This window comes from Variovorax sp. Varisp36, assembly GCF_047304235.1.
In the GTDB taxonomy this organism is placed as follows: domain Bacteria; phylum Pseudomonadota; class Gammaproteobacteria; order Burkholderiales; family Burkholderiaceae_C; genus Variovorax.
The window spans coordinates 95009-118759 of the sequence record NZ_JBGLYU010000009.1; the positions used below are offsets into that span (position 1 = coordinate 95009).

The window sequence follows — 23751 nt, forward strand, 5'->3', positions numbered from 1 at the left end:
TCCGCGCCTCGCTGGTCAAAGGCGAGGCACGAGAACAGCCCGTCCGCGGTGGCCGCGTTGCGCAATCCAGTCGAGCGCGCCGGCCGCATCGTCGAATGCGAAGAGCCGAACGTCCAGATGCAGGCGGCCGTCGGCCAGCCTTGCGAGCAACTCGGGGGCAGCGGCGCGGCCGGCCGATTCACGCCGGAACATATTGAGCGGCAGAAGCGCGACATCGCGTTGCAGGAAGTGTGCAATGTCCAGCTGCAGCGTCGGGCCGGCGGTGTAGCCGATCAGCACCGCGCGCCCACCGGGACGCACCGCGGGCAGGACTTTCGCAAGGACGTCGCCGCCGACGGTGTCGATGAGCAGGTCGGCGCTGGCCGCGGGCGGTGCTTCGGCATTCGCATCGACGGCCGTCGCTGCGCGGCCCAGGCTGCCTGCCAGCTGCATCACTAGCGAGCCGACGGCACCGCTCGCGCCGGTCACCAGCACCTGTTCACCGGGCCGCAGCTTCGCGACGTCGTGCAGCGCCACCCAGGCCGAGGTGCATGGGGAAAAGAACGCGGCACCCAGCGTCATCGGAACGCCGTCAGGCAAGAGTCCCAACGCTTCGTCGGGCGCATCGACAAGTTCGCACCAGGTGCCATCGAAGAGCGTGCCAAGTCCGCCGCCGCGCAGCCACACGCGCTGGCCGACGTCGTAACGTTCGCTCGCGACGACGGTGCCCGCAGCCTCCACGCCGGGCGTGTAAGGCAACGGCGGATGCCGCAGGAAGCTGCCGCGCCACACGGTGCGGTCGATGTGGCCGACCGTCGCGGCTTCCATGCGCACGATAGTGCGGCCCGGCCTTGCGACGGGATCGGCCACCTCTTCCAGCACGGGGACTGCATCGAAGCCGTGGACGCGCACGGCCTTCATGGCAGCGTCGCCAGAAAGTCGAGTACCGTGCGCGCGAAGGTATCGGGCATCTGATCGGGCAGCGGCACCATGCCGCCTTCGATGTCGACGATGCGCGCGTGCGGCAAGTGATGCCGCAGCTGCGCCGCATGCGGCGCAGCGAACGGATCGTCGGTGGCGCGCACGATCAGCGTGGGCTGCGCGACAAGGCCGATGCGTTCTTCCATGCGGTACGACGCGACGGCGCGATGGCCCTCTTCGACGCGTTCGACCTTCAACGCATCGCGCACGAAGGCTTCGAGCAGTTCGGGCCGCCCCGGTGGATAGAAGCTCTGGCGCTTCTGCCATAGTGCAGCGAGATGGGAGCCATCTTCGCTTGGCGCGACTTCATCGATGGGCGGGCACCGCGCACGCGCGCGGCGAAAAGCTTCGTCGGTGCAAGGCGTCGACGACAGCACCAGGCTGCGCACGCGATCGGGAAACGCGGCTGCAAGCTCCACTGCCACGACGCCGCCGGTGTGGTGGCCCACCACGTCGGCCTGCGCGATGTTCAACACGTCCAGCAGTTCGCACGCCACGCGCGCCCATTGCGCGATGCTCGCGGGCACGCCGCCGTCCGCGGAGTCGCCGAAGCCGGCAGTGTCCATCGCAATGGCCCGGCGCTGCGCGCCGATCAACGGCAGCACGGCGCGGTACTCGGCCCAGCTGCGCGGCGACTGGTGCAGCAGCAGCACCACCGGCGCGCTGCGGTCGCCGCATTCCGCAAAGTGCACCTGCCCCACCGACAGGTCGGCAAAGGCGCGGCGGATGCTCATGGCAAGGTCTCGTCGGCCGGCGCGCGCCACAGGCCCGCGTGCCGCAGTTCGCCGAGCGTGCGCGAGAGCACGTCGCGCCGGTAGGCTGCGACGTCGCGGCCCGCGTAATCGTAGAAGCCGCTGCCGCTCTTGAGGCCGAGCCGCCCCTGCTCGACCATGCGCCCGACGATGGCCGGCGCGGTGTAGCGGCCGGCATCGAGCGAAGCCGACATCTCGCGGCTCGCGTGATGCAGGATGTCGCAGCCGCCGAAGTCGATGAACTCGACCACGCCGAGCGCCGCGAAGCGCAGGCCGAGGCCGTAGCGCGTGGCCTTGTCGATCTCCTCGGCTGTGGCGGAGCCCTCCTCGATCATTCGCGCGGCTTCGTTCATTACCAGCGCCTGCAGGCGCGGCACGATGTAGCCGGGCGACGCGCCGCAGACCACGGGCAGCTTGCCGATCTCTTCCATCAGCGCTTTGGTGCGCGCGAGCACGGTGGCATCGGTGCCCGGATGGCAGCTGAGCTCCACCACCGGGATCACGTAGGCCGGGTTGAGCCAGTGCATGTTGAGGAAGCGCTCTGGCAGCCGCACGAGTGCGGCCAGCTGCGTCACGAGGATGCTGCTGGTGATCGAGGTGAGGATGGCGTCGTCGCGGCAATGGCGGTTGAGATGCTCGAAAGCCTCGCGCTTGGCCTCCATGGTTTCAGGCACGCCTTCGAACACGAGTTCGGCGGCGGCGAGCACCTGCGGTGCGGCGGCAGCGTTGACGAATTCGATACGCGCGGCGACGCGTTCGACCTGCGAGGCATCGATCACGCCAAGCTGGGCGAGACCCGAAAGGCTGGCTTCGATCTCCGCCCTGGCCTCGTCGCGCAAACGACGCCACGCATCGTCGCTGCGTGGGCGCAGGTCGATCAGCGAGATGCGCCGGCCGGCATAGGCGAACGCGATGGCGATGCCGCGTCCCATGCGGCCCGCGCCGACGGCCGCGAAGCGCGGGAGCACGGCCTCATTCGCCATCGTGCAGCCTCTGCTTGAGTTGGGCGGCGCTCAGGCCGGCAAGGCCGAGGCTTTCGAAAGTGCGAGGCCCGCGCCGAAGGTCGCGGCCGAGAAAGCCGCCGACGATGGCCAGCAGGCCATGGGCGATGGGCGCATCCACGCCCGCATGGCGCGCGGCCGAAGCCAGGAAGGCGAGGCCGAGTTCGGTGTCCTCGGTGATGTAGCGGTGCGTGTGCAGGTCGATGTTCTCACGCCAGTCGCCCGACTTCACGAGCTGCTTGTGCGCGTCGCCGTACATCCACTGGTCGTTGTTGTAATGGTCGGCCAGCGGATAGTGCGGCGCGCCCTGCCCGAAGGCTTCGCGCACGGCGATGCGCTCCTGGTCGAGCCGGTCGGTCACATCGCGCACAGCGCGCTGCGTGCCTTCGTTGTGGATGTCCCAGCGCTCGAAGTGCTGCAGCGGCGCGGCGTTCATCACCATCAGCGGCGGATGGATGACGGGGCCGGCGTTCATCAATGCGCCCGAGAGCGCGTCGCCGCAGCCGTGCACGGCCGGGTAGGCCTTGCGGATCACCTCGATCGCGTCGGCCTCCTTGCGCGCCGGATAGACGCCGGTCGGCAGGCGGATGGCGCGGATGGTGACGTTCACCTCGCGTTCGCCGTGCTTGCGCGCGAGGTACGGCAAGGTGCCGGTCTCGGCCCAGGCGACGTCGGCGCGGCTGCCGGCCTCCTTCACCGTCCTCGCCATCACGTAGCTGCCGAAGGTGCCCGGCGGCAGGAACACGACTTGGCCATCGACCAGATGCGGCGCCATCGCGAGCGCGATGTCGTGCTGGGCGATGGCGGGCGTGGGAATGACGATCAGCTCGGCGCCCTTCAGGGCAGTGCCGATGTCGGCGGTCGCCAGCGCAATGGGCACCTCGCGGGTGCCTTCGGCGTCTTTCAGAGTGATCGCGCCGGCGCGGACGACGGGCTCCAGTGCGGCGGCATCGCGGCGCCACAGGCGCACCTCGTGGCCGGTTTCAGACAGGTCGGCGGCGGCCGCATAGGCGCCATGACCACCCCCAAGAATCGCAATTTTCATGTCGAAAGTCGAAAAGCAGGTGTCGATGAACCGGCGGCCGCAGGACGGACCCGGGGGAGCAATGCGCCATTACATTACTTTTCATCGATTCAGGTGTCAATCAAAATCAAGCGACACCGTACCGCTCGGAAACCCGAAATGAAAAAGCCCGCGTTCGTGAGAAGCGCGGGCTTTCGAGGGGGCGAGGCGGCTGTCAGGCCGCTCGGCAAGGATCAGCGGCTGGGCTTGAACGAGCGCTTCTGCGCGTCGCGGGGCACGAACACCTTGCCCTGGCCGCCATGGCCTGCGCCATTGCCGCGGGGCGCGAAGCCTTCACGCGGTGCGAAACCTTCGCGGGGAGCGAAATCACGGCCACCACCATTGCCGCCGCCGCGCGGGGCGCTGTCGCCCCAACCCGGCTTGCGACCATAGCCGCCGCCTTCGTCACGGCCGCCGCCGAAGCCGGCGTTGTGACCGCCGCCATGGCCGTGGCTCTGGCCACCGAAGCCACCGCCGCGCGGTGCCGGGGGACGCGAGCCGCGGTCGTTGAAGCCGCTGGCGCCTGCGTAGTTGCTGTTGCCGCCGCCGAAGCCGCCGCCATTGCCACCGCGATGACCGCCGCCGCCGAACTTGCGGTCACGCGAATGATTGTCGCCGCGGCCGCCGCGGAACTCGCCTTGCGGCGGGCGCGATTGCGGCATGCGCTGTTGCGGTTCCATGCCCGGCACCACTTCGGCCTTGAACTGCTGGCGGCTGTAGTGCTCGATGTCCATGATCTTGCGGCGATCGCGGAACTCGGCGAACGTGACGGCAATGCCGTCGCGGCCTGCACGGCCGGTGCGGCCGATGCGGTGGGTGTAGTCCTCGGCCTTCATCGGCAGGCCGAAGTTGAAGACGTGGGTGATGGTCGGCACGTCGATGCCGCGGGCGGCAACGTCGGTGGCCACCAGGATCTGCACCTGGCCCTGGCGCAGTGCCATCAGGCGGCGGTTGCGCAGGCCCTGGCTCAGGGCGCCGTGCAGCGCCACGGCGCTGAAGCCGTCCTGCTGCAGGTCGTTGGCGAGGCCGTCGCACTCGACCTGCGTGCTCGCGAACACGATGGCCTGGTTGATGGTGGTGTCACGCAGCCAGTGGTCCAGCAGCTTGCGCTTGTGCTGGCTGTTGTCGGCCCAGAACAGCACTTGCTTGATGTTCGCGTGCTTTTCTTGCGGGCTGTCGATGGTCACACGCTGCGGCTCGCGCATCACGCGCTGGGCCAGCTGCTGGATGCGCGGCGCGAAGGTGGCGCTGAACATCATCGTCTGCTGGCGCTCGATGGTGAGCTGGTTGACTTCGGCCAGGTCATCGGCAAAACCGAGGTCGAGCATGCGGTCGGCTTCGTCGACCACCAGGAACTTGACTTGGTCGAGCTTGATTTGCGACGAGCGCTGCAGGTCGAGCAGGCGGCCCGGCGTGGCGACGACGAGGTCGGCGTTCTGCAGGCGGGCGATCTGGAGCTGGTAGGGCATGCCGCCCACCACGTTGGCGATGCGCAGGCCGCGGCAGTGGCGAACCAGTTCGATGGCGTCGTGCGCGACTTGCTGCGCGAGTTCGCGCGTCGGGCACAGGATCAGCGCGCCGGGGGTGGCGGGCTTGAAGTGACGGGCGTTGGTCGGGTCCTTGCGCTTCGGCTTCTTCGGCACGGCTTCGCCGCGGGCAGCGGCTTCGGCGGCGAGGCGCTGGAATTCGGCCTTGGCTTCGGCTTCGGCTTCGGCCTGGCGCTTCAGCAGCGTGTGCAGCACGGGCAGCAGGAAGGCGGCAGTCTTGCCCGAACCGGTCTGGCTCGAAACCATCAGGTCGACGAAACGAGCGGTCTGGGCGGCGCCCTCTTGCTCGCCCATGGCGATCGGGATGACCTTTTCCTGGACGGTCGTGGGCTGGGTGAAGCCCAGGTCGGCCACGGCGGCGATCAGCTCGGGCGCGAGGCCCAGCTTGATGAAGCCGTTGGGCTGGGCGGGCTCTTCGGCCACGGCCACTTCGGGAGCGGCTGCATCCAGCGCTTCGAGGATGGGCGATTCGGACACGGTGTCCGAAACAGCGGTGAATTCGTTATGGGTAGCGGATTGCACAGGCGCGAACTCGCCCTGCGCTTCAAAAGCGTCGGTCATGAATATCAATCTCAAACGCGAGCGCTGCCGTAGGCGGCGCCCCGTTGGTGGTTAAAAACATCAACCATCCAACGACATTCAACTTCGGGCTGGTGCCCAAGGCTGCGGCCCTTTTTGATCAGCGAATGCGATCGGGCGCGGTGTGCAAGATAGGGAGATGCAAGAGACGCTGGCCAGGCTTGAAATACCCGCCCGATCAGCGAAGCCTGCGATTATGGCATGAACTCGGGTTTTTACCTAATTCCCGGGTTTCTCAATCCGTGAGGCGCAGGAAGGTCTCGCGGTAGTGCGCCAGTTCCTCGATGGATTCATGCACGTCCGCCAGCGCGGTATGCGCCTGCTGCTTCTTGAAACTGTTGTAGGCCGTGGGTTTCCAGCGCTTGGCCAGCTCTTTCAGCGTGCTGACGTCGAGGTTGCGGTAGTGGAAATACGCCTCGAGCTTGGGCATGTACTTGACCAGGAAGCGGCGGTCCTGCCCGATGGTGTTGCCGCACATGGGCGAGCCGCTGCGCGGAATGTACTTGGCGATGAATTCCAGCAGTTGCTGCTCGGCGGCGGCTTCGTCGAGGGTCGAGGCTTTCACTTTGTCGATCAGGCCGCTGCGACCATGGGTGCCCTTGTTCCAGGCATCCATGGCGTCGAGCACGGCGTCGCTCTGGTGGATGACAAGAACAGGGCCGTCGATGCGGGGCGTGAGGTCGGGGCCGGTGACGACCACGGCGATTTCGAGCAGGAACTCTTTCTCGGGATCGAGGCCGCTCATTTCGCAGTCGAGCCAAACCAGGTTCTGGTCGCTCTTCTTCAGGGTGGGCACTGCGGCGGGAGGCGTCGGGTCAAGGAATTCGGGCATCGCAGGATTGTCGTCGAAGGCCCCGCGGCGCCAGATACCGAGGACTAAACTCACTGCTTCATGTCCTATTCGCTCATCTTCACCCTGGCCTTTGCGGCCGCACTGGTTGCAGGCCTGCTCGTGAAGTTCTGGCTCGCCTCGCGGCAGGTGCGCCATGTGGCGCTTCACCGCGGCGCCGTGCCAGCCGCTTTCGCGCAGACCATCACCCTCGCCGCCCACCAGAAGGCAGCCGACTACACCATCGCAAAGGCCCGCTTCGGCCTGGTCGAGATGGCCTGGAGCGCGACGCTGCTGCTCGGCTGGACCCTGCTCGGAGGACTCGACGCGCTCAACAGGCTGCTGCTGGCGTGGATCGGCGGCGGCATGGTGCAGCAGCTGGCGCTGTTGGCTGCCTTCGCAATCATCGGCGGACTGCTCGAACTGCCCTTCACTCTCTGGCAGACCTTCAGGCTCGAAGAGCGCTTCGGCTTCAACAAGATGACCTGGAAGCTCTGGCTCGCCGACACGCTCAAGTCGACGCTGCTGGGCGCGGTGATCGGCCTGCCCATCGCGGCGCTGATCCTCTGGCTCATGGGCGCGGCCGGCCAGCTGTGGTGGCTCTGGGCCTGGGGCGCGTGGATGGGCTTCAACCTGCTGCTGATGCTGATCTACCCGACCTTCATCGCACCCCTGTTCAACAAGTTCAAGCCGCTCGACGACCCCACGCTCAAGGAGCGCGTGACGGCTCTCATGAAGCGCTGCGGCTTCGCAGCCAAGGGCCTTTTCGTGATGGACGGCAGCACGCGCAGCGCGCACGCCAATGCCTACTTTACGGGCTTCGGCGCCAGCAAGCGCGTGGTGTTCTACGACACGCTGCTGCGCCAGCTCAACGCGGGCGAGGTGGAAGCCGTGCTCGCGCACGAGTTGGGCCACTTCAAGCATCGCCACATCGTGAAGCGGCTGGTCGCGATGTTCGCCCTGAGCCTGGCCGGCTTCGCGCTGCTGGGCTGGGTGTCGACGCAGGTCTGGTTCTACACGGGCCTGGGCGTGCAGCCCAACATGACGGCGCCCAACAGCGCGCTGGCGCTGCTGCTGTTCATGGCCGCCGTGCCGGTGTTCGGCTTCTTCGTTGCCCCACTGCCCGCACGGCTGTCGCGCAAGCACGAGTTCGAAGCCGATGCCTATGCGGTGGCGCAGACCAGCGGGGCCGACCTGTCGGCCGCACTGCTCAAGCTCTACCAGGACAACGCTTCGACGCTCACGCCCGACCCGGTGTTCGTCAAGTTCTACTATTCGCATCCGCCGGCTTCCGAGCGCCTTGCGCGCATGACGGCGGCCTGACCCATTCCCCTTCGACGAAGCCCACCATGAGCAGCATGTTCAAGCCCAAAGACTGGAAGAACCTTCCTCCCCGCAAGTCGCTGAGCGCCACAGAGATCGTTTCGGGCCTCGCAAAGCTCGACGGCTGGAAGCTCACCGGCGACGGCGCCAATGTCGCCATCGAGAAGACCTTTACCTTCGCCAACTACTTCGAGACCATCGCCTTCGTGAACGCGCTGGCCTTCGTGGCGCACACGCAGGACCACCACCCCGACCTGTCGGTGCACTACAACCGCTGCGTGGTGCGCTTCAACACGCACGACGTGGGCGGCCTGTCGGTCACCGACTTCGACTGCGCTCGCCAGGCCGACGCGCTGGTCGCCAGCCCCGCCGCATGACGGACCACGCCCTTGGCTAAGCCCGGCCGCGCCGCGCCCACGGCAACCGCTGCAAAGGCACTCCACGAGGGCCTTGTCGTTGCCAGCCATGGACGCCACTGCCTGGTCGAAACACCCACGGGCGAACGGCTGATCTGCCATCCGCGCGGCAAGAAGAGCCAGGCCGTGGTCGGCGACCGTGTGCATTGGCAGGCCAGCGAGGACGAAGGCACCATCGAGCAGGTGCTGCCGCGGCGCAACCTGTTCTACCGGCAGGACGAGATCCGCACCAAGTCGTTCGCGGCCAACCTCGACCACGTGCTGATCCTGATCGCGGCCGAGCCGGAATTCTCCGAACATCAACTGGCGCGCGCGCTGATCGCGGCGCAGGCCGAGCGCATCGCGCCGATCATCGCGCTCAACAAGAGCGACCTGGTCGAGCCCTTCGAGCGCGCGTGGAACAAGCTGGCGCCCTACCGCCGCATGCACCACGGCGTGCTGCCGCTGTCGCTCAAGGCATCGGGAGAGGCGGACTACGCGTCGCTGATGAAACTCCTGGCCGGCAAATCCACCCTCGTGCTCGGTCCGTCCGGATCGGGCAAAAGCACCTTGACCAACTTGCTGGTGCCGGGCGCTACGGTGTTGACGCAGGAGATTTCGCAGGCGCTGAACTCGGGCAAGCACACGACCACAAGCACCACCTGGTACTGGATCGACGAGGCCCGCACCACCGGTCTGATCGACTCGCCGGGCTTCCAGGAATTCGGCCTGAACCACATCGCGCCGATGCAGCTCGCGGGGCTCATGCCCGACATCGCCGAGCATGCGAACGACTGCAAGTTCTACAACTGCACGCACCTGCACGAACCGGGCTGCGGCGTGATCGCGAACGTGGAGACGGCGAACGGGCCGGGCGCCATCAGCGCGAGCCGCTACAGGATCTACGGCGAGCTGTTCGCCGAGCTGAGCCAGAAGCGGTACTGACCAACGGCTGCCTCAGCCGACCCAGATCCGGTATGACTTCCAGGCCGGATCGAAGGCAAGGTCCAGCGTCGCCGGCAGGTCCATGTCATCCTGCAACGATTGCGCATGCGAGATCGCCGTCTCGGGATCGGCCACCTGGAAGTGCACGGTGCGAACGCCCTCCTCCAGCACGACGTGCGTGCAGCAGCCCGCTTCGTGCGTCTGCAGCCGCGCTGTCAGCCGGTCTTCATAGGTGCGCGCTTCTTCCAGCTCCTCGCCCGATTCGATCGGCGTGGCGACCGACAGGCGGTGGCACAGGTCGGCGCGCCCCACCAGTGCGGTGGCCGCATCGTTGCGCATGACGATCACCTCGACCTCGCGGCCGTCTTCGGCCTCGCGCGTCGCGCTCACGCCCGACCACGCGTGCTCGCCCGGAGGAAACACACCGGTGTGGCCGAGTTCGTCGCGCCAGCAGGTGTCGAACAGTGGCACGAAATCGTCGAGCGGCACGCCATCGAAATCCGCCTGCGCATCGACCTCGACGTGGTCGACCGCCCCGACCTTCACCGCAAAGTCGTACTCGCCCAGGATGTGGTCGAGCATGATGAGGCTCATGTGGCGCGCGTGGTCCTGCATGTCCATCGGAATGGGCTTGGCGAAGCCGATCTCCAGCGCCACCCGGCCCCGATAGGGTTCATGCTTCACGAGGACTTCGGAGCTCGCCAGTTCGAAGTCGTTCATGCGCATGCCGAAACCGTCGCTCGAACGCTGGCGGAAAGCTTCCACCTCCACCTGCGGCAGCCTGGGGCTGCTTTGCACCAGCGCCATCAGGTCCTCGAAGTCGTCCACCGAACCGTGCGCCGTCAGCACGAGCTTGAACGCGGGCGGTTCGCCCGCCACCTCGGCCGACAGCCGAGGAAAGAAAGGCTCCAGCAGTTCGTTGAGCCCCTCCATCAGTTCGCGGGCAGGCAGGGCGCGAAGGCTCTCGAGTTGATCGCTCACTGCCTGCCAGAAGCCTGCGCAGGCCGCCGCGCGCGGGTCGGTGTCGTGGGTCGGCATCGCCAGGGTTCCTTCAGGGAGTCAGGTCAAGAATGTCCTGCAGGCGCTGCACAAGCAGGCTGCATTGCTCGCGTGTGCCGATGCTGATGCGCAGGTACTGTGCGATGCGCGGCAGCCTGAAATGCCGCACCAGCACCGCACGCTCGCGCAGCAGCGCCGCCAGCTCGGCCGCATCGCGCTGCGGATGGCGTACGAAGATGAAATTGGCCTGCGACGGCAGCACCTCGAAGCCCAGGTCTTCGAGCTGGAGGGCGAGGCCCTCGCGGGTGTCAACGACCTTGTCGCGGCTGCTGCGAAACCAGTCTTCGTCTTCCAGCGCGGCCACGGCACCGGCCGAGGCCAGGCGGTCGAGCGGGTACGAGTTGAAGCTGTCCTTCACGCGCACCAGCGCGTCGATCAGGTGCGCCTGGCCGCAGGCGAAGCCGACCCGCAGGCCGGCCAGCGAGCGGGACTTGGAAAGGGTCTGCACCACCAGCAGGTTCGGGTACTTGCCAATCAGCGGCAGCGCACTCTCGCCGCCGAAATCGACATACGCCTCATCGACCAGCACCACGCGATCGGTGCAGGCTTCGAGCAGTTGCTCGATGCGCGCGAGCGGCAGGCCGATGCCGCTCGGCGCATTCGGGTTCGCGATCACGACGCCCGCACAACCCTTGCGGGCGCGCGCCACGAGGGCATCGACGTCGATGCGCAGGCCGTCGTCGACCGGCTGCAGCTCGCACGCGATGCCATAGAGTTGCGCATAGACCTTGTAGAAGCTGTAGCTCACATCGGGCATCAACAGCGGTTCGGCCTGCTGGAAGAATGCGAAGAAGGCGTGCGCGAGCACCTCGTCCGAGCCATTGCCCGCGAACACCTGATCGGCTTGCAGGCCGTGCCGCCGCGCCACTGCTTCGCGCAGCGCGAGCGAGGTGGGATCGGGATACAGCTCCAGGCCGTTCTCGGCCGCACGCCGGATGGCCTCGATGGCAAGCGGCGACGGCGGGTACGGGTTCTCGTTGGTGTTGAGCTTGACGAGATTCGCGATGCGCGGCTGCTCGCCGGGCACATAGGGTTCGAGCGCGCCGATGCGCGGGCTCCAGAAAGCCGGAACGGGTTTTGCCATTGGGGTTCTTTTTTGCTCAGCCCAGCAGGCGAGCCAATGTGAGCAAGGCCAGCAGCACCATCCACATCACGACCGAGCGCCAGACCAGGCCCACCACGCTGCGCAGATGGCCGGACTCGGGCTCGCGCCCCGGCGTACTGCCGCTGTCGACGCGGCGGCCATCGGCCAGCGATTCACCGGCCTGTGCGCGGGGCAGCGGATCGGCAACCGGGATCGGGCTCAGCGAGCCGCCGCCCAGGCGCACGTTGACCGCACCCGATGTGGCCGCAAGGATCACGCCGTCGTTCTCGTTGGGAAAGCGCTGCGCGTCATTGCGCCAGCAATCGATCGCTTCCTCGAAGCTGCCGACCACCGCGAAGCCCAGCGCCGTGATGCGTGCGGGCAGCCAGTCGATCGCATGCCAGGCGCGATCCGCGGCCTCCTGCACCGAGACGCTCGACGGCTGCACCGCGGCGCCGTTCTTGTGCGCCCAGTAGCGCGAGACGAACTCGCTCATGCGATAGAACACCGCGCCCGCCGGTCCGAGGCCAATGGCCGCGACGATCGAGAACCACGCGAGCACGCCGAACACATGGCGATGCGCGGCGATCACCGAATGCTCGATGACGTGGCGCACGATCTCGCTGCGCGGCAGGTCGGCCGCGTCGACGCCCTGCCAGTGCGCGAGCAGCGAGCGCGCGAGCGGCTCGTCGCCTTCGTCGAGCGCATCGCGGATGTCGGTGAAATGGTGGCTGAACTGCCGGAAACCCAGCGTGACGTAGAGCACCGCGATGCTCCAGAGCACCGCGAAAGGCAACCCCAGCGTGAGCACGAGCAGCCAGTGCACGCCCAGCGCGCCCAGCGTGGGCACGAACACCGCGAGCCCCCAGGCGATCCATCCGTGATGCGGCTTGCCCGCGTCGAAGTTGCGGCTGGTCCAGCGTGTCCACGCCAGCACCGCGCCATACACGGGGTTGTGCGGGCCCAGAGGCCGCACCTGCTCGATCAGCAGCGCGCACAGGATGGCAAAAAAGCTCATCCTTCGATGATAGCGAGGGCGCCTGGAGATTCAGGCGGGATTCAGGCGCTCAGGAAACGGTAAAGATTGCGCAGCATGCCGGCGGTCGCGCCCCAGACGAAGCGCTCGTCGGCGCCGTCCTGGTAGGGCATCGAATACCACTGGCGCCGGGTGCCATCGGGCGCGGGCACGGTGTGGTGGCGGTGGTTGGCGGGGTCCATCAGCCACGCGAGCGGCACCTCGAAAGCCTCTGCCACTTCGTAGGGATTGATGGTGAGCTCGAAGTCGGGTTGCACCAGCGCGACCACGGGCGTCACGATGAACGAGGTCACCGTCGTGTAGGTCGGCAGGTTGCCGAGCACTTCGATGTATTGCGCAGAAAGGCCAACCTCTTCCCAGGCCTCGCGCAACGCGGCGGCCGCGATGTTGGCGTCCTCCGGATCGACACGGCCACCGGGAAACGCAACCTGCCCCGAGTGGGTCGACAGGTTCGAGGTGCGCTCTGTCAGCAGCACGGCCGCGCCCTGCGGTCGCTGCACGATCGGCACCAGCACCGCGGCCTGCGCGGGAATGCGATCTGTCATTCGCGGTTCGTGGCGCAGTTCGGGTGTCCAGGCGGGCGGCGTGGCGAAACGCGTCCGCAGTGCCTGCGCAGTCAGTTGCGCAGGCGGCACTGCCGGCAATCCCTCGGGTCCGGCCACGAAAGGCACCTGGCGCGGGTCGAACTGCAGCAGTGCGGGCGGCACCACGGCATTGACGGGTTCGACGGAGGTGGCCTGCAGGGGGGCGGATGAGTTGGTCAAGAGATGAAAGGTACCGGAGCCGGATGGAAGAAGTAGAGCGGAAAAATGGAAAGTTGTCTTTGAGCGGGAGCAACAATGCAAAAAGCCGCCAGAGCGGCGGCTTTCTTGCACGAAGGCGAACTGCTTACTTGGCAGCAGCCGTCGACTTGCTCGGCAGCTTTTCCTTGATACGTGCCGAACGGCCGCTGCGGTCGCGCAGGTAGTACAGCTTGGCGCGGCGCACATCGCCGCGGCGCTTGACTTCGATGCCGGCGATCAGCGGGCTGTAGGTCTGGAACGTACGCTCCACGCCTTCGCCGCTGGAGATCTTGCGCACGGTGAAGCCGCTGTTGAGGCCACGGTTGCGCTTGGCGATCACGACGCCTTCGTAGGCCTGCACACGCTTGCGGGTGCCTTCGACGACGTTCACGCTGACGATGACCGTGTCGCCGGGCATGAAGTCGGGGATGGTCTTGCCGAGACGGGCGATTTCTTCCTGCTCGAGGGTCTGGATGAGGTTCATGATTTCCTGATGTTCGATCGTGCCGGGCTACACAAAAGGCGCCTTGGACTTTCGCGGCACAACCGCAAGAAGGCCGGGCGCGGCCGGGCAGAGGATCGGGGAACCGAAGATTATAGCTTTTTTTTCAGCGCGGCCTCATCGGCCTTGCCAAGACGCCCCGCCGCCCGGGCCGCATCGATCAGTTCGGGGCGCCGCGCAGCCGTGATGGCCAGTCGCTGGTCGCGCCGCCAGCGCTCGATCTGGGCATGATGGCCCGAGAGCAGCGGCGCCGGCACGCCCTGCCCGTTCCACTGCTCGGGCCGCGTGTAGTGCGGGCAGTCGAGCAGGCCGTCGAGCGCCGGATTGAAGCTGTCCTGCACGTGGCTGGCCTCGTCGCCGAGCACCCCGGGCTGCAACCGCGCGACGGCATCCAGCAGCGCCATGGCGGCGATCTCGCCGCCCGAAAGCACGAAGTCGCCAAGGCTGACCTGATGGGTGACGCGTGCGTCGATGAAGCGCTGGTCGATGCCTTCGTAGCGCCCGCAGATCAGTACCGCCCCCTCGCTTGCCGACCAGCGCTCGACCGATTCATGGCGCAATGCCTCGCCGATGGGCGAGAACAACACCACGGGAGCTTCCGCGCCGCGCGCCGCCAGCGCCGCATCGAGGCAGGCCGCAAGCGGCTCGGCCATCATCACCATGCCGGGGCCGCCGCCGAAGGGGCGGTCGTCCACGCGCTTGTAGTTGCCCTGCGCGAAGTCGCGCGGATTCCACAGAACGACTTCGACCTGCTTCGACTCGTAGGCACGGCGCGTCACGCCGCTGGCCATGAAGGGAGCAAACAGTTCGGGGAAGAGCGTGAGGACGTCGAAGCGCATGCGCGCAGGCCTCGAATCAGAAATCGGGTTGCCAGTCGACCGTGATGAGCCGGCCGGCCAAGTCGACCTTGTCGACGAAGACCGAGACGAAAGGCACCATCCGTTCGATGGCCTTGCCGTCTTCTTCGGCGGCCAGCACCAGCGTGGTCTGCGGACCGGTGGCGAGCAGTTCGCGCACCGCGCCAAGCACGACGCCTTCGCGATTGACCACCGACAGGCCGATCAGGTCTACCCAGTAGTACTCGTCGTCGCCCGCCGTTGGAAAGCTCGAACGCGGCACGAACACGCGCGCACCGCGCAGCGCCTCGGCTGCGTTGCGGTCTGGCACATCGTCGGACGTGGCGACGATGCAGTCGGAATGTTCTTTGGCTTCGCGGATCGCGAGCCGGAAAGCGGCGTTCGCAGCAGCTCCGGGAGCTTGCAGGAACCAGCGCTTGGAAGAAAAAAGCGCCTCGGGCTGGGCGCTGTGGGGCAGGACCTTGAACCAGCCCTTGATGCCCCATGCATCGGCGATGCGCCCTACTTCAATCGCATCCGCCGGCAATTCGGCGGTTTCGAGTGCGGGCAGCATCGCCGTGCGGGACGGCTTAGGCCGCCGCCTTGGGAGCCGCGGCAGCGGCTTGCTTGATCAGGCGCAGAACGGTGGGCGAAGCTTGTGCGCCGACGCTCTTCCAGTACGCCAGGCGGTCCTGGGCGATACGGATGCTTTCTTCGTTTTCCTTGGCGGTCGGGTTGTAGAAACCCAGGCGCTCGATGAAACGGCCATCGCGGCGAACGCGCTTGTCCGACACGACGATGTTGAAGAACGGACGGCCTTTGGAGCCGCCGCGGGAGAGTCGAATGACGACCATGATTTATCCTTGGGTGGTCAGCAGGCCTTGTGGATGAAGAAAAGGCCCGCTCACAATGTTCTTCCAGCGTCGAGACACGCGACATGGCCACCCGGCCAGCGACACGCTGAAAAGCCTGCGATTATAGCCCGTCCCGCGTTTTCTTCGAATTCCGGCCTTGCGCCACCCGCTTCCACACGCATGCCCCTCACCATCCGCCCCAGCCGCGAAGAAGACATCGCAGCCATCACCTCCATCTACGCCCATCACGTGCTGCACGGCACCGGCACCTTCGAAACGGAGCCGCCCTCCCCTGCCGACATGAGCGCCCGCCGTGCCGACGTGCTGGGCAAGAACCTGCCCTACCTCGTGGCTGAAGAAAATGGCGAAGTGTTGGGTTTTGCCTACTGCAACTGGTTCAAGCCGCGCCCGGCCTACCGTTTTTCGGCCGAAGACTCGATCTACATGTCGGAGTCAGCACGCGGCAAGGGTCTGGGCGCCAAGCTGCTCGCAGCGCTGTCGCAGGCCGCCGAAGCGGCCGGCGTGCGCAAGCTGATCGCGGTGATCGGCGACTCGGCCAATGCGGGCTCGGTCGGCGTGCACCGCAGCCAGGGTTTCACGCACGTGGGCGTGCTGAAAGACTGCGGCTGGAAGTTCGGCGAATGGCGCGACGTCGTATTGATGGAGAAAGTGCTTGGCGAGGGCAGCACAACCCGCCCCGAGTGACACCCGAATGAAAAACAAGACCACCGCCGCCTGGCTCTCTTTCCTCGGCGGCCCGCTGGGTCTGCACCGCTTCTACCTGCGCGGCATGGGCGACTGGCTCGGCTGGCTGCTGCCCATTCCCACGGCACTGGGCATCTACGGCATAGAGCGCGTGCGCATGTACGGCGTGGACGACGGGCTGAGCTGGGCGCTGATCCCGCTGCTGGGTTTCACCATCGCAGGCTGCGCGCTGACGGCCATCGTCTATGGCCTGATGACGCCCGAGAAATGGAACACCCGCTACAACGCCGGCGCCTCTGCCGACGCCGAACCTGGCCGCACGAACTGGTTCACCATCGGTGCAGTGGTGCTGGCCCTTTTCTTCGGCAGCACGATCCTGATGGCCAGCATCGTGTTCAGCTTCCAACGCTACTTCGAACACCAGATCGAAGAGGGCCGGAAAATCTCCCAGTAGCCGTCAGAACACCTGCAGGCTGATCCAGTAGGCGATTGCGGCGACGAACGCCGAAGCGGGGATCGTGAAGATCCACGCCCACACGATGTTGCCCGCCACGCCCCAGCGCACCGCGCTGGCGCGCTGTGCGGAACCCACGCCGACGATGGCGCCGGTGATCGTGTGCGTGGTCGACACCGGGATGCCCAGCGCCGTCGCCAGGAACAGCGTCAGCGCCCCGCCCGTCTCGGCGCAGAAGCCGCCGACCGGCTTGAGCTTGGTGATCTTCTGGCCCATCGTCTTCACGATGCGCCAGCCGCCGAACATGGTGCCCAGCGCGATCGCGGTATAGCAGCTCACGATGGTCCAGGTCGGCGGGTTCGCGTCCCCGGCGTTGGCATAGCCGGTAGCGATCAGCAGCATCCAGATGATGCCGATGGTCTTCTGCGCATCGTTGCCGCCGTGGCCCAGGCTGTAGGCGCCGGCCGAAACCAGCTGCAGCCGCCGGAACCAGCGGTCCACCCGCGAAGGCGTGGCACGCCGGAAGCCCCAGGCGACCAGCACCATCATCATCGAGCCCAGCACGAAGCCGAGCAGCGGCGAAACGAAGATGAAAGCGACTGTCTTCCAGATGCCCGCGGCGACCAGCCCGCTGGTGCCGGTCTTGGAGATCACCGCGCCCACGATGCCGCCGATCAGTGCGTGCGACGAGCTGCTCGGGATGCCGTAGTACCAGGTCACGAGGTTCCAGCTGATGGCGCCGACGAGCGCGCCGAACACCACGTGCACGTCGACCACTCCCGGCTGGGCAATGCCCTTGCCCACGGTGGCCGCCACGCTCAGGTGGAAGATGAAGATCGCGATCAGGTTGAAGAAGGCCGCGAACACCACGGCCTGCCCCGGCTTGAGCACCCCGGTGGACACCACCGTCGCGATCGAATTGGCGGCATCGTGGAACCCGTTCATGAAGTCGAACAGGATCGCGAGCACGACCAGCACTATCACCACCCAGAGGGCGACCTGAACCGTTGCCATCGGTCGCTACCCGCTCAGGAATTCTCGAGGACGATGCCCTCGATCACATTGGCCACGTCCTCGCACTTGTCGGTGATCGTTTCCAGCAGCTCGTAGATCGCCTTGAGCTTGATCACTTCGCGCACGTCGGGCTCCTCGCGGAACAACTTGCTCATGGCGCTGCGCATCACGCGGTCGGCGTCCGACTCGAGGCGGTCGATTTCCTCGCAGGTCTTCAGCGTGGCCTCGGCCACGGCCGGGTCGGCGATCTTGCCGAGGAACTTGACGGCGTCCTTCAGGCGGTCGCAGCACTTCACGCTCAGGGCCGTGAGGCGCACGATCTCTTCGGTCATGTGGCGCACGTCGTACAGCGCCATGGTCTCGGCGGAGTCCTGGATCAGGTCGGCCACGTCGTCCATCGTGTTGATGAGCTTGTGGATCTGCTCGCGGTCGATGGGTGTGATGAAGGTCTTGTGGATCAGCCGGTTGACGTCGTGCGTCACGCGGTCGGCGGCTCGCTCGGCGTTGTCGACGTCGCGGTTGTACTGCTCGCGCAGGTGCACGTCGTTGTAGTTGGCGACCAGTTGCTCGAACGCGCGCGCTGCCTCGACGATGCGCTCGGCGTGCTGGTTGAACATCTCAAAAAAATTCCCCTCGCGGGGCAGCAGCTTGCCGAACATGGCGCTCTCCTGGGATCTCGGGTCTCGCCCAGCCACAAACGTGTGACGGAGTCGTGAAAAACCGCGCAAGTGTAATGGGAGCCCGGAACCGGACCGCTGCGCCGGGGTTCCAGGCCCGTTGCCCGGTCAGTTCCGGATGCGTTCGATCACCTGGCCCGACACACGGGCCAGCGCAGCGCGCGGCACCTTGTCGGGCGCGATCTCGGCCAGCGGCTTCAGCACGAAGGCGCGGTCACGCATGCGGGGGTGCGGCAGGGTCAGCTCGGGCGTGTCCATCACCGAATTGCCGTGCATCAGCAGGTCGAGATCGAGCGTGCGCGGCGCGTTGGGAAAAGCCCGCTCGCGCCCGGCCTGCGTCTCGAGACGCTGCAGGGCGACGAGCAGCTGCTCGGCGTCGAGCCCGGTGCGCAAGGCCACCACAGCGTTGATGAAATCGGGGCCCGTGGCATCGACCGGCGCGCTGCGATAGAGCGACGAGCGGGCCGTCACCTGGGTTCGCTGCAATGCGCCCAGAGCATCCATGGCCGCCTTGACGGCCGCCTGGGCATCGCCGAGGTTGGCGCCGATGGCGACGAAAGCCTGCACAGTCGGATAGTCCTCCCGCACGCGGCCCGGAGACCGCGTGGGCGCTCGCCGAGCCGCGGGCGCGCCCTTGGCACCCGCGGGCCTGGCCCCTGCCGGCTTGCCCGTGGGGGCGCCGCTTTTCTTGCCGTCCTTCGGCTTGCCGGACGCGCTCATGCGCCTGCGGCGCTCTCGCCGCCTCCACCCGCGGAACGCGGCTTGCGGCGACGCCGGCGTTTGCGCGGCACGGCCTCGCCATCGGGCGGCACGGCGCCGGCTTCGACTTCGACCTCGTCCTCGGCGTCCGAATCGGCGTCCTGGCGCGCCACCGGCACGCTGCGCGGCTTCGGCGGCGGGGTTTCGCGCACCCGCACGCGCTGGCGCACTTTCTGCTCTTCGCGCACCTGCTCCAGCAGGTCCTGCCGGCGCACGTCGTCGGCGATGCTGAACTCCTGCCACCACTCGGCAATCGCCTCGCCGACTTCACCCACGTCGGCGCGCAGGCGCATGAAGTCGAAGGCGGCGCGGAAGCGCGCCTGCTCGACCAGGCTGTAGGGCGTGGAGCCGGTGCGCTTGTCGAAACGCGGCTGCATCATCCAGATCTCGCGCATGTCGGCGGCCAGCTTGCCGCGGCCCGAGACATCGCCGATACGGGCGTTGAACACGTCGTCGATGGCGTCCTGCAACGCCGGGAACGGCGGTTGCGCGCGCTGGCCGTGCCGGCCCTCCTGGCGCTGCGCCCAGCCGTCGCGCACGTCGGCCCACAGCACGCAGGCCAGCAGGAAGCTGGGCGCCACGGGCTTGCCTTCGCCGACGCGGCGGTCGGTGTCCTGCAGGGCCGCCTTCACGAAGGGCTGGTCAGCGCGCTCGACCACCACGTCGAGCAGCGGGTAGATGCCACGGGCCAGGCCGAGCTTGTTCAGTTGCTCGACCGTCGCGACGGCGTGGCCGGTCTGCAGCAGCTTGAGCATCTCGTCGAACAGGCGGCTCTGCGGCACGTCGGCCAGCAGCCTGCTCGATTCGACCAGTGGAGCCGCCGTCTTGGCTTCCATCTTGAAGCCCAGCGCGGCGAGCTTGGCCGAGAAGCGGATGGCGCGAATGATGCGCACCGGGTCTTCGCGGTACCGCGTGGCCGGGTCGCCGATCATCCGCAGCGTGAGCTTCTGGGCGTCCTTGATGCCGTTGTGATAGTCGACCACGACCTGGTTGGCCGGGTCGTAGTACATCGCGTTGACGGTGAAGTCGCGGCGCGCCGCGTCTTCTTCCTGCGGACCCCAGACGTTGTCGCGCAGCACCCGGCCGCTGGCGTCCACGGCGTGTTTCATGCTCGCGAGCTCGCCCTTGCTGGTGCGCTCGTTGCCTGCAACCTGCTCGGCGGCGGCGTTGTCCATGTAGGCGCGGAAAGTCGAAACCTCGATCACCTCGTGCTCGCGCCCACGGCCGTACACCACGTGCACGATGCGAAAGCGCCGCCCGATGATGAAGGCGCGACGAAACAGCGACTTGACCTGCTCGGGCGTGGCGTTGGTTGCCACGTCGAAGTCTTTCGGTCGCAGCCCCAGCAGCAGGTCGCGCACCGCGCCGCCCACCACGTAGGCCTCGTAGCCGGCCTGCTGCAACGTGGTGACCACGTTCTTCGCGCGTTCGTCGACCAGGGCCGGATCGATCTTGTGAACCTCTGCCGGCACCTCCTGGCGCTTGCCGAAGCGGCTCTTGCCCTGTGCGCCGCCGGCGTTCTTGCCGAGCAGCTTGTCGATGAATTTCTTGATCATTGTTGGTTGGAAGCCTTGTTCGCTCTTTATTCGTTCTCGAGCATGGAGCGGATCAGCGGAATGGTGATCGCGCGTTGCGTCTGCAGGGCATAGCCGTCGAGCTGCGTGAGCAGCTCCATCAGGCTGCCGAGGTCGCGGCTGAAGCGGTGCAGCATGTAGTCGAGCACTTCGTCGGACAGCATCACGCCGCGCGCATCGGCGGCTTGGCGCAGCACCGCGCGGCGTTCGCTTTCGCTCAGCACCTGCAAGTGGAACACGTGGCCCCAGCCGAGGCGGGTGCGCAGGTCTTCGCGCAGCGGCAGGTCGGCCGGCGGCAGGGCGCCGGCGGCGACCACGCCGCGCTGCAGGGTCTGGGCGTTGACGAACCAGTTGAAGGCCGCGTGCTGCTGCACGGCGGTATAGAGGTGGACGTCGTCGAGCAGCACGGCGCCCCAGCGCTCGTCGAACTCGGGCGGCTCCAGCAGGCCGGCGTGCAGCCAGCCCACGCTGGCGCCCTGCTCGCGCAGTGCGACACGCACCGATTCGAGCAGATGGGTCTTGCCGCTGCCGCCTTCGCCCCACAAGTAGGTGGGCACCGGCGAGTGCAGCGCAGGGCTGCCGGCGCCGCCCACCCACACTTGCAGGTGCCGCAGCGCCGCCTCGTTGGGGCCGGCAAAAAAGGCGTCGAAGCTGGGGCCCGTCGCAATGCCGATATCGAGCGCGAGCTGTTTCATCCCGGGAAGGTTCATGGAGGGGGCCGCGAGGGCCCTTAAAATCGTGAGGAATTCTATCGGCCCGGCCAACATGGTTGCCGGAGCCGCCTTCCGCTCCTACTCTCCGCATCCTTTCGCGTCCCTCCCGACCTCGACCACCCATGACCTCCTCCACGCCCACCCCGCTCAGCTACAAGGACGCCGGTGTCGACATCGATGCCGGCGACGCGCTGGTCGATCGCATCAAGCCGCTGGCCAAGAAAACCCTGCGCGAGGGCGTGCTGGCCGGCATCGGCGGCTTCGGCGCCCTGTTCGAGGTGCCCAAGCGCTACAAGGAGCCAGTGCTGGTGAGCGGCACCGACGGCGTGGGCACCAAGCTCAAGCTGGCTTTCGAATGGAACATGCACGACACGGTCGGCATCGACCTCGTGGCCATGAGCGTCAACGACGTGCTGGTGCAGGGCGCCGAGCCCCTGTTCTTCCTCGACTACTTCGCCTGCGGCAAGCTCGAAGTCGACACGGCCGCGGCCGTCATCGGCGGCATCGCGCGCGGCTGCGAGCTGTCGGGCTGCGCCCTCATCGGCGGCGAGACCGCTGAAATGCCCGGCATGTACCCGGCCGGCGAATACGACCTCGCGGGCTTCGCGGTCGGCGCGGTCGAGAAGTCGAAGATCCTCACGGGCCAGAACGTCAAGCCCGGCGACGTGGTGCTGGGCCTGGCCTCGGCCGGCGTGCATTCCAATGGTTTCAGCCTCGTGCGCAAGGTGATCGAGCGCGCCGGCACCGATCTGCCCGCCACGCTCGACGGCAAGCCCTTCCGCCAAGCCGTGATGGAACCCACCCACCTCTACGTGAAGCCGGTGCTCGAGGCGCTGGCCAAGCATCCGATCAAGGCGCTGGCCCACATCACCGGCGGCGGCCTGCTCGAGAACATCCCGCGCGTGCTGCCCGAAGGCACAGCCGCCCACCTCAAGAAGGGCAGCTGGCCGCAGACGGAGCTGTTCGCCTGGCTGCAGAAGGTGGCCGGCATCGACGACATCGAGATGAACCGCACCTTCAATAACGGCATCGGCATGGTCGTGGTGATCGATGCGGCAGAAGCCGCCGCCTGCGCGGCCACGCTGCGCGCCGCTGGCGAATCGGTGCACGAGATCGGCGTGATCGCCGCGCGCGGCGAAGGCGCCGCGGTGGTCGTCGGCTGAGCGGCGGCCGCACCTTCCACTTTTCCGAACAGAGCGCCTGACACCCCCGGATGGCCAAGAAGCCGCAACCCGTCACCACCGCCGTTCCGACGGTCCCCATTCACCGCGCCACGGCCTCGCGCGGCGTGACGATCGCAAGCTACCTGCTGATGCTGGGAACGCTGATGCTGGTGATGTGGGAGCACCTGCTGCCAGGATTGCTCTGCGTATGCATCGGCTTCCTGGCCACGCGGTGGTTCGCGCGGCTGCTGGCTGGCGACACGCGGCGCAATCCGGCCCCCAGCCAGCGCACCGACGGCTGGGCACGCGTGCTGGCCGTCGTCGTCGTGCTGGTGGGGCCGATTGCGCTGATCACGCTGCTGCTGTCGCAGGCCCGCGAATACATCGTCGACGCGCCCGACCAGTACCGCGAGCTGCTCGACTACACGGCGCGCACGGTGCTCGAGCTGCGCTCCAAGCTGCCGGTCGAGATCGCGGTCTACCTGCCCGAGGGCGCCGCCGAAATCCAGCGCGTGATCGCCAACTACCTGCGCGCGCAGGCCGGTTCGCTCGCCGTGGCCGGGCGGGCCTGGCTGCACGGCATCCTGTTTTCGTACGTGGGCCTGATCGTGGGCAGCCTGGCCGCCGTGTCGCACGCGCCGCTGCGCCGGATGCCGCTGGCCGAGCAGCTGCACCAGCGCGTGCAGACCTTCGGCGAGGCCTTCGGCCAGATCGTGGCGGCCCAGTTCTGGATTGCGGCCTTCAACACGCTGCTGACCGCCATCTTCCTGCTGTTCGTCATGCCGCTGTGGGGCGCGCACCTGCCGTACACGCCGGCGCTCATCACCCTCACCTTCCTGGCCGGACTGGTGCCGATCGTGGGCAACCTGGTCTGCAACTCGGTGATCACGCTGGTGGGCCTCTCGGTGTCGCCGGTCACGGCGCTGGCCTGCCTGATCTTCCTGATCGTGATCCACAAGGCCGAGTACGTCATCAACGCCAAGGTGGTCGGCGCGCGCACGCAGATGAGCGTGTGGGAGCTGCTGGCCGTGATGTTCGTGGCCGAGGCGGTGTTCGGGCCGGCCGGGCTGGTGGCGGCGCCGCTGTACTACGCGTACCTGAAGAAAGAGCTGCAGGCGGCGGCGCTGGTCTGAAAAGACGGTACC

The 23751-nt window shown here is 67.2% G+C and carries 26 protein-coding genes; 7 read left to right on the plus strand and 19 right to left on the minus strand.

From position 1 onward, the window contains the following. Positions 1–15: 15 nt before the first annotated feature. The 6 genes from ACCD11_RS08240 to orn all read right to left on the minus strand — a co-directional run bounded on the left by ACCD11_RS08240 (position 16) and on the right by orn (position 6734). Complete coding sequence (locus ACCD11_RS08240) at positions 16–900, minus strand: quinone oxidoreductase family protein (protein ID WP_413313460.1); 885 nt, start codon at positions 898–900, stop codon at positions 16–18. Then, positions 897–1694, minus strand: coding sequence for an alpha/beta fold hydrolase (locus ACCD11_RS08245; protein WP_413313463.1), 798 nt, complete (start codon positions 1692–1694; stop codon positions 897–899). The genes ACCD11_RS08240 and ACCD11_RS08245 overlap by 4 nt, the downstream gene beginning before the upstream one ends. Then, complete coding sequence (locus ACCD11_RS08250; RefSeq protein ID WP_413313464.1) at positions 1691–2695, minus strand: 3-hydroxybutyryl-CoA dehydrogenase; 1005 nt, start codon at positions 2693–2695, stop codon at positions 1691–1693. Before ACCD11_RS08250 ends, ACCD11_RS08245 begins: the two co-directional genes overlap by 4 nt. Beyond that, positions 2685–3758 carry an NAD/NADP-dependent octopine/nopaline dehydrogenase family protein gene (locus tag ACCD11_RS08255; RefSeq protein ID WP_007831275.1) on the minus strand — a complete coding sequence of 358 codons (1074 nt, stop codon included), beginning with the start codon at positions 3756–3758 and terminating at the stop codon, positions 2685–2687. Before ACCD11_RS08255 ends, ACCD11_RS08250 begins: the two co-directional genes overlap by 11 nt. A gap of 212 nt (positions 3759–3970) precedes the next feature. After that, positions 3971–5884 (minus strand): DEAD/DEAH box helicase, encoded by a 1914-nt coding sequence (locus ACCD11_RS08260; protein WP_413313466.1) that lies wholly within the window; start codon positions 5882–5884, stop codon positions 3971–3973. A 253-nt stretch (positions 5885–6137) separates the two neighbouring features. Beyond that, positions 6138–6734: an oligoribonuclease gene (gene orn / locus ACCD11_RS08265; protein ID WP_042673080.1), complete on the minus strand. Its 597-nt coding sequence runs from the start codon at positions 6732–6734 to the stop codon at positions 6138–6140. Positions 6735–6794: 60 nt separating this feature from the next. Between orn and ACCD11_RS08270 the strand changes: the two genes are divergently transcribed. The 3 genes from ACCD11_RS08270 to rsgA are packed head-to-tail and all read left to right on the plus strand — an operon-like array spanning position 6795 to position 9394. Then, positions 6795–8054: a M48 family metallopeptidase gene (locus ACCD11_RS08270; protein WP_413313467.1), complete on the plus strand. Its 1260-nt coding sequence runs from the start codon at positions 6795–6797 to the stop codon at positions 8052–8054. 26 nt (positions 8055–8080) lie between these two features. Then, positions 8081–8431 carry a 4a-hydroxytetrahydrobiopterin dehydratase gene (locus ACCD11_RS08275; RefSeq protein ID WP_007831287.1) on the plus strand — a complete coding sequence of 117 codons (351 nt, stop codon included), beginning with the start codon at positions 8081–8083 and terminating at the stop codon, positions 8429–8431. Between the two features lie 12 nt (positions 8432–8443). Continuing rightward, the gene (gene rsgA, locus ACCD11_RS08280; protein ID WP_413313469.1) at positions 8444–9394 is read left to right on the plus strand and encodes a ribosome small subunit-dependent GTPase A; all 951 of its coding nucleotides are present in this window, start codon (positions 8444–8446) and stop codon (positions 9392–9394) included. Between the two features lie 12 nt (positions 9395–9406). Here the strand turns inward: rsgA and ACCD11_RS08285 are convergent, their stop codons facing one another. The 8 genes from ACCD11_RS08285 to rpsP form a co-directional block, all read right to left on the minus strand. Then, positions 9407–10432 (minus strand): hypothetical protein, encoded by a 1026-nt coding sequence (locus tag ACCD11_RS08285; protein WP_413313471.1) that lies wholly within the window; start codon positions 10430–10432, stop codon positions 9407–9409. A gap of 13 nt (positions 10433–10445) precedes the next feature. Then, on the minus strand, positions 10446–11537 hold the full coding sequence (gene hisC / locus ACCD11_RS08290; RefSeq protein WP_413313473.1) for a histidinol-phosphate transaminase: 1092 nt from the start codon (positions 11535–11537) through the stop codon (positions 10446–10448). Positions 11538–11553: 16 nt separating this feature from the next. Further along, positions 11554–12555, minus strand: a complete 1002-nt coding sequence (locus ACCD11_RS08295) for a CobD/CbiB family protein (protein ID WP_413313474.1) — start codon at positions 12553–12555, stop codon at positions 11554–11556. A 41-nt stretch (positions 12556–12596) separates the two neighbouring features. After that, on the minus strand, positions 12597–13337 hold the full coding sequence (locus tag ACCD11_RS08300; protein WP_007831299.1) for a CoA pyrophosphatase: 741 nt from the start codon (positions 13335–13337) through the stop codon (positions 12597–12599). Positions 13338–13461: 124 nt separating this feature from the next. After that, positions 13462–13839: a 50S ribosomal protein L19 gene (gene rplS / locus ACCD11_RS08305; RefSeq protein ID WP_007831302.1), complete on the minus strand. Its 378-nt coding sequence runs from the start codon at positions 13837–13839 to the stop codon at positions 13462–13464. A gap of 110 nt (positions 13840–13949) precedes the next feature. Beyond that, the gene (gene trmD, locus ACCD11_RS08310) at positions 13950–14696 is read right to left on the minus strand and encodes a tRNA (guanosine(37)-N1)-methyltransferase TrmD (RefSeq protein WP_413313476.1); all 747 of its coding nucleotides are present in this window, start codon (positions 14694–14696) and stop codon (positions 13950–13952) included. Positions 14697–14712: 16 nt separating this feature from the next. After that, positions 14713–15267, minus strand: a complete 555-nt coding sequence (rimM, locus tag ACCD11_RS08315) for a ribosome maturation factor RimM (protein ID WP_413313478.1) — start codon at positions 15265–15267, stop codon at positions 14713–14715. Between the two features lie 16 nt (positions 15268–15283). Then, positions 15284–15547 carry a 30S ribosomal protein S16 gene (rpsP, locus tag ACCD11_RS08320; RefSeq protein ID WP_007831311.1) on the minus strand — a complete coding sequence of 88 codons (264 nt, stop codon included), beginning with the start codon at positions 15545–15547 and terminating at the stop codon, positions 15284–15286. Between the two features lie 180 nt (positions 15548–15727). On the opposite strand from rpsP, the gene ACCD11_RS08325 reads away from it, so the two are divergent. Together ACCD11_RS08325 and ACCD11_RS08330 are read left to right on the plus strand one after the other, a co-directional pair. Beyond that, positions 15728–16252, plus strand: coding sequence for a GNAT family N-acetyltransferase (locus ACCD11_RS08325; protein WP_007831312.1), 525 nt, complete (start codon positions 15728–15730; stop codon positions 16250–16252). 7 nt (positions 16253–16259) lie between these two features. After that, positions 16260–16706, plus strand: coding sequence for a TM2 domain-containing protein (locus ACCD11_RS08330; protein WP_007831313.1), 447 nt, complete (start codon positions 16260–16262; stop codon positions 16704–16706). A gap of 3 nt (positions 16707–16709) precedes the next feature. On the opposite strand, the gene ACCD11_RS08335 is transcribed toward ACCD11_RS08330, so the two are convergent. The 5 genes from ACCD11_RS08335 to hda form a co-directional block, all read right to left on the minus strand. Continuing rightward, positions 16710–17720 carry an inorganic phosphate transporter gene (locus ACCD11_RS08335; RefSeq protein WP_007831314.1) on the minus strand — a complete coding sequence of 337 codons (1011 nt, stop codon included), beginning with the start codon at positions 17718–17720 and terminating at the stop codon, positions 16710–16712. 14 nt (positions 17721–17734) lie between these two features. Next, positions 17735–18379, minus strand: a complete 645-nt coding sequence (locus tag ACCD11_RS08340) for a DUF47 domain-containing protein (RefSeq protein ID WP_007831315.1) — start codon at positions 18377–18379, stop codon at positions 17735–17737. Between the two features lie 126 nt (positions 18380–18505). Next, positions 18506–19117 (minus strand): 2-amino-4-hydroxy-6-hydroxymethyldihydropteridine diphosphokinase, encoded by a 612-nt coding sequence (gene folK / locus ACCD11_RS08345; protein WP_007831320.1) that lies wholly within the window; start codon positions 19115–19117, stop codon positions 18506–18508. Beyond that, entirely contained in the window at positions 19114–20712 is a 1599-nt protein-coding gene (pcnB, locus tag ACCD11_RS08350; protein WP_413313482.1) for a polynucleotide adenylyltransferase PcnB, read from the minus strand. The genes folK and pcnB overlap by 4 nt, the downstream gene beginning before the upstream one ends. Before the next feature lie 26 nt (positions 20713–20738). Further along, positions 20739–21425, minus strand: coding sequence for a DnaA regulatory inactivator Hda (gene hda, locus ACCD11_RS08355; protein WP_235505650.1), 687 nt, complete (start codon positions 21423–21425; stop codon positions 20739–20741). Between the two features lie 140 nt (positions 21426–21565). On the opposite strand from hda, the gene purM reads away from it, so the two are divergent. Continuing rightward, positions 21566–22606, plus strand: a complete 1041-nt coding sequence (gene purM / locus ACCD11_RS08360) for a phosphoribosylformylglycinamidine cyclo-ligase (RefSeq protein ID WP_413313483.1) — start codon at positions 21566–21568, stop codon at positions 22604–22606. A 50-nt stretch (positions 22607–22656) separates the two neighbouring features. Next, positions 22657–23739, plus strand: a complete 1083-nt coding sequence (locus tag ACCD11_RS08365; protein WP_007831328.1) for an AI-2E family transporter — start codon at positions 22657–22659, stop codon at positions 23737–23739. Positions 23740–23751: the final 12 nt, after the last annotated feature.

Excerpts from the sequence above, each read along its gene's own strand:
- ACCD11_RS08240 (WP_413313460.1), bottom strand. The coding sequence starts at position 900 with ATGAAGGCCGTGCGCGTCCACGGCTTCGATGCAGTCCCCGTGCTGGAA.
- ACCD11_RS08245 (WP_413313463.1), bottom strand. The coding sequence starts at position 1,694 with ATGAGCATCCGCCGCGCCTTTGCCGACCTGTCGGTGGGGCAGGTGCAC.
- ACCD11_RS08250 (WP_413313464.1), bottom strand. The coding sequence starts at position 2,695 with ATGGCGAATGAGGCCGTGCTCCCGCGCTTCGCGGCCGTCGGCGCGGGC.
- ACCD11_RS08255 (WP_007831275.1), bottom strand. The coding sequence starts at position 3,758 with ATGAAAATTGCGATTCTTGGGGGTGGTCATGGCGCCTATGCGGCCGCC.
- ACCD11_RS08260 (WP_413313466.1), bottom strand. The coding sequence starts at position 5,884 with ATGACCGACGCTTTTGAAGCGCAGGGCGAGTTCGCGCCTGTGCAATCC.
- orn (WP_042673080.1), bottom strand. The coding sequence starts at position 6,734 with ATGCCCGAATTCCTTGACCCGACGCCTCCCGCCGCAGTGCCCACCCTG.
- ACCD11_RS08270 (WP_413313467.1), top strand. The coding sequence starts at position 6,795 with ATGTCCTATTCGCTCATCTTCACCCTGGCCTTTGCGGCCGCACTGGTT.
- ACCD11_RS08275 (WP_007831287.1), top strand. The coding sequence starts at position 8,081 with ATGAGCAGCATGTTCAAGCCCAAAGACTGGAAGAACCTTCCTCCCCGC.
- ACCD11_RS08285 (WP_413313471.1), bottom strand. The coding sequence starts at position 10,432 with ATGCCGACCCACGACACCGACCCGCGCGCGGCGGCCTGCGCAGGCTTC.
- hisC (WP_413313473.1), bottom strand. The coding sequence starts at position 11,537 with ATGGCAAAACCCGTTCCGGCTTTCTGGAGCCCGCGCATCGGCGCGCTC.
- ACCD11_RS08295 (WP_413313474.1), bottom strand. The coding sequence starts at position 12,555 with ATGAGCTTTTTTGCCATCCTGTGCGCGCTGCTGATCGAGCAGGTGCGG.
- rplS (WP_007831302.1), bottom strand. The coding sequence starts at position 13,839 with ATGAACCTCATCCAGACCCTCGAGCAGGAAGAAATCGCCCGTCTCGGC.
- trmD (WP_413313476.1), bottom strand. The coding sequence starts at position 14,696 with ATGCGCTTCGACGTCCTCACGCTCTTCCCCGAACTGTTTGCTCCCTTC.
- rimM (WP_413313478.1), bottom strand. The coding sequence starts at position 15,267 with ATGCTGCCCGCACTCGAAACCGCCGAATTGCCGGCGGATGCGATTGAA.
- rpsP (WP_007831311.1), bottom strand. The coding sequence starts at position 15,547 with ATGGTCGTCATTCGACTCTCCCGCGGCGGCTCCAAAGGCCGTCCGTTC.
- ACCD11_RS08325 (WP_007831312.1), top strand. The coding sequence starts at position 15,728 with ATGCCCCTCACCATCCGCCCCAGCCGCGAAGAAGACATCGCAGCCATC.
- ACCD11_RS08330 (WP_007831313.1), top strand. The coding sequence starts at position 16,260 with ATGAAAAACAAGACCACCGCCGCCTGGCTCTCTTTCCTCGGCGGCCCG.
- ACCD11_RS08335 (WP_007831314.1), bottom strand. The coding sequence starts at position 17,720 with ATGGCAACGGTTCAGGTCGCCCTCTGGGTGGTGATAGTGCTGGTCGTG.
- ACCD11_RS08340 (WP_007831315.1), bottom strand. The coding sequence starts at position 18,379 with ATGTTCGGCAAGCTGCTGCCCCGCGAGGGGAATTTTTTTGAGATGTTC.
- folK (WP_007831320.1), bottom strand. The coding sequence starts at position 19,117 with ATGAGCGCGTCCGGCAAGCCGAAGGACGGCAAGAAAAGCGGCGCCCCC.
- pcnB (WP_413313482.1), bottom strand. The coding sequence starts at position 20,712 with ATGATCAAGAAATTCATCGACAAGCTGCTCGGCAAGAACGCCGGCGGC.
- hda (WP_235505650.1), bottom strand. The coding sequence starts at position 21,425 with ATGAAACAGCTCGCGCTCGATATCGGCATTGCGACGGGCCCCAGCTTC.
- purM (WP_413313483.1), top strand. The coding sequence starts at position 21,566 with ATGACCTCCTCCACGCCCACCCCGCTCAGCTACAAGGACGCCGGTGTC.
- ACCD11_RS08365 (WP_007831328.1), top strand. The coding sequence starts at position 22,657 with ATGGCCAAGAAGCCGCAACCCGTCACCACCGCCGTTCCGACGGTCCCC.